This window comes from Xanthovirga aplysinae, assembly GCF_009711365.1.
GTDB lineage: Bacteria > Bacteroidota > Bacteroidia > Cytophagales > Cyclobacteriaceae > Xanthovirga > Xanthovirga aplysinae.
The window spans coordinates 1-2,478 of record NZ_SMMB01000578.1 but is presented as its reverse complement, the minus strand read 5'-3'; the positions used below and the strand labels follow the sequence as shown (position 1 = coordinate 2,478).

Below are 2,478 nucleotides of genomic sequence, written 5' to 3'. Positions count from 1 at the left end.
GTTACTCTGATATCGGTAATTGTATGTAACTACTGTATATACTTACCTTATTCCTTTTATTTCGCCAATAGCTTCGGTTGCTTTTCCTTAATATCCCATGCTAAAAAACAGGAGCAGACCTTTTCTTTTATTTAACATAAAAGGGGGTGCATATAGCCACCTAAGCAGCCTAAGTTTCACTTTCTTTTTTATATATCCAAATTGTCTAATGGACTTTTAATTTTTTCTATTCCTTTGGTGGTAATATGTGTATATATCTCGGTAGTTTTACTTGAGTTATGTCCTAAAAGAGCTTGTATATATCTCAAATCAGTCCCTTGCTCCAAAAGATGGGTAGCAAAACTATGCCTTAAACTATGTACAGTTACTATTTTTTTTATGTTAGCTAAGGCTTTGGCCCGATGAAAAATCTTTTGAACACTACTCACACTATAGGCTCCGCCAAACTGCCCTTCAAACAAATACGTCTTTGGGTGATACTGTTTATAGTAGGTTCTTAAGAGCGCCAATGCCTTTTGAGAGAGCAGGCTTTGCCGATCCTTTTTTCCCTTTCCTCCTCTAATAAAAAGTTGCTGCCTGTCGGATTGAATATCACTGATCTTTAATTTACAAACTTCACTAATTCTCAATCCTGCCGAATAAATCAGGTAAAGTATACATTGATGTTTAAGGTTTCCCACTCCTTTTAATAATGAAGCGGTTTCCTCTATACTCAACACCTGCGGTAATTTTTTCTCCTTCTTTGGTCGAATTAGTTCATATTGCTGCTTTTCTTTTCCCAAAACCTGTTCATAATAGAACTTTACGGCATTAACCGATTGGTTTAGTTGGACTAAAGAAGCATGTTTTTCTTGCATGAGGTTGCAATGGTATTGATTTATTTCTTCTTTGGAAAAAGCATTAATCTCTTCCATGGTTTTTTCCCGAAATGCATTGATAAAATTTCCCATGAGTCCATAATAGGTCCGCAGCGTTTGTTCACTATAGTCCATAAGAACCAATTTTTCAAGGTAAGTGACAGGACAAGACCGCCAATTTTTTTGTTGCCAACCTTGTTCCAATAACAATTGCTTTATTTTTAAATCTTTAATAACCAATAATCTACTCAAAGCCACCTTCCCTACAGGAATCAGTTTTTTCAACAAGTCTTCCAATAAACCTAATTTGGCAGGCATTAGCCACAGCTGCTGATCTTTTAACCAACGAATGTAAACTGCTGCTTTTAATATTTCATAAACGGCCGGATCATACTGGAAAGAAATCCGAATACTATCAATTTTCTTTTCTTTAAAAGGATGAAAAGAGATAAGGGTTCTTCTTTTACTATACAATTCTCTATTAGGAGGTGCCATTTCCTCCTTTTCTCTTTTAAGGGGATCCCTTTTTAATGGAAGGAGCTGCTGTGCCTCTTTTTCCCTATTCAAATAATAACTATTGATGTTGATCTCCGCCGGTAAAACCTTTCTTAACGCCTCAATAAATGTAGGTCTATTTGGAATGCAATAACAATTGTAAGTTTTACTGAATTTAATCCAGGAAATTCCTTTAAAATATCTTTCTACTTTTAAGTTCTTTTTAAAGTAAAGTTTCACAAATTCCTTTCCTTGGTGAACAGCTTTATTTAAATAGATCTCCTTCTTCATTTATTGCAGGTACTCCCTTTTTAAAACTCTGTACAAAATAGGGATCATTTCACCCCTAAATGTTATGATAAACGTGTATATTCGTTTATAAACGTTTATCATAGCACTTAATGAGTATTCTCAAATCATGAGTCACCTCCAAAGAACCTGCATGCACTGCAATAGGCCCTTAGTAGGCAGGGCAGACAGGAAGTTCTGCTCCACAGCCTGCCGTACTGCTCACCACAATCAATTACACCCAAACAAAGACGTGGAAATCCAAAAAATTATTAAGATCCTAAAGAAAAACAGAAAACTACTCAAATATTTTAGCCCCAATGGAAAAACTACCATTCGCAGATCAACCCTTTCCGATTTAGGATATGATTTCCGCTACTTTACCCATGTTTATAAACCTCAAAGTTCAAACCCCTATTACCTTTGTTTTGATTATGGTATTATGGTCATTTCCAATGAAAAATGTTTAATTGTAAATTATCAGCCTTATATGGAAGAGAAATTTTGGTCTCCCTACCCATAAATTAGAGCTTGCTCATTTTATATTGTCAATGGGAAATGATTGAGTCTTGGGATCATATTTGAATTGTGCCTACTTGGAGCCGGAACCGCCCAATGCTACCCCAAGCCCATTGGCACCTGTCCGGTTTATGCACTCATCTACACCCCACAAAACCCACCCTGCTTTCCAAAGTGCAGCTAAGAGCAACACCTCCCAGGAGCCAAGCCAGCCCAGTCCCTTCACTCACCAGCCTTTGCCCACCTTCCTGCATGGCAAAACCCCAACACCTAACCAAAGCTATATTAACATAAGCTGCTCTTATAGCCACAGCCTCAC

3 protein-coding genes are annotated in these 2,478 nt (G+C 37.0%); 1 reads left to right on the top strand and 2 read right to left on the bottom strand.

Translation table 11 applies throughout. The annotated features are described in order from the left end of the window. Positions 1-188: 188 nt before the first annotated feature. Complete coding sequence (locus E1171_RS02885) at positions 189-1,643, bottom strand: tyrosine-type recombinase/integrase (RefSeq protein WP_222931356.1); 1,455 nt, start codon at positions 1,641-1,643, stop codon at positions 189-191. Between the two features lie 127 nt (positions 1,644-1,770). On the opposite strand from E1171_RS02885, the gene E1171_RS02880 reads away from it, so the two are divergent. Continuing rightward, positions 1,771-2,163, top strand: a complete 393-nt coding sequence (locus E1171_RS02880) for a hypothetical protein (RefSeq protein WP_155203899.1) — start codon at positions 1,771-1,773, stop codon at positions 2,161-2,163. 133 nt (positions 2,164-2,296) lie between these two features. On the opposite strand, the gene E1171_RS24150 is transcribed toward E1171_RS02880, so the two are convergent. Continuing rightward, positions 2,297-2,478: hypothetical protein (locus tag E1171_RS24150; protein ID WP_222931355.1), on the bottom strand; the 182-nt coding region annotated here is incomplete at its 5' end.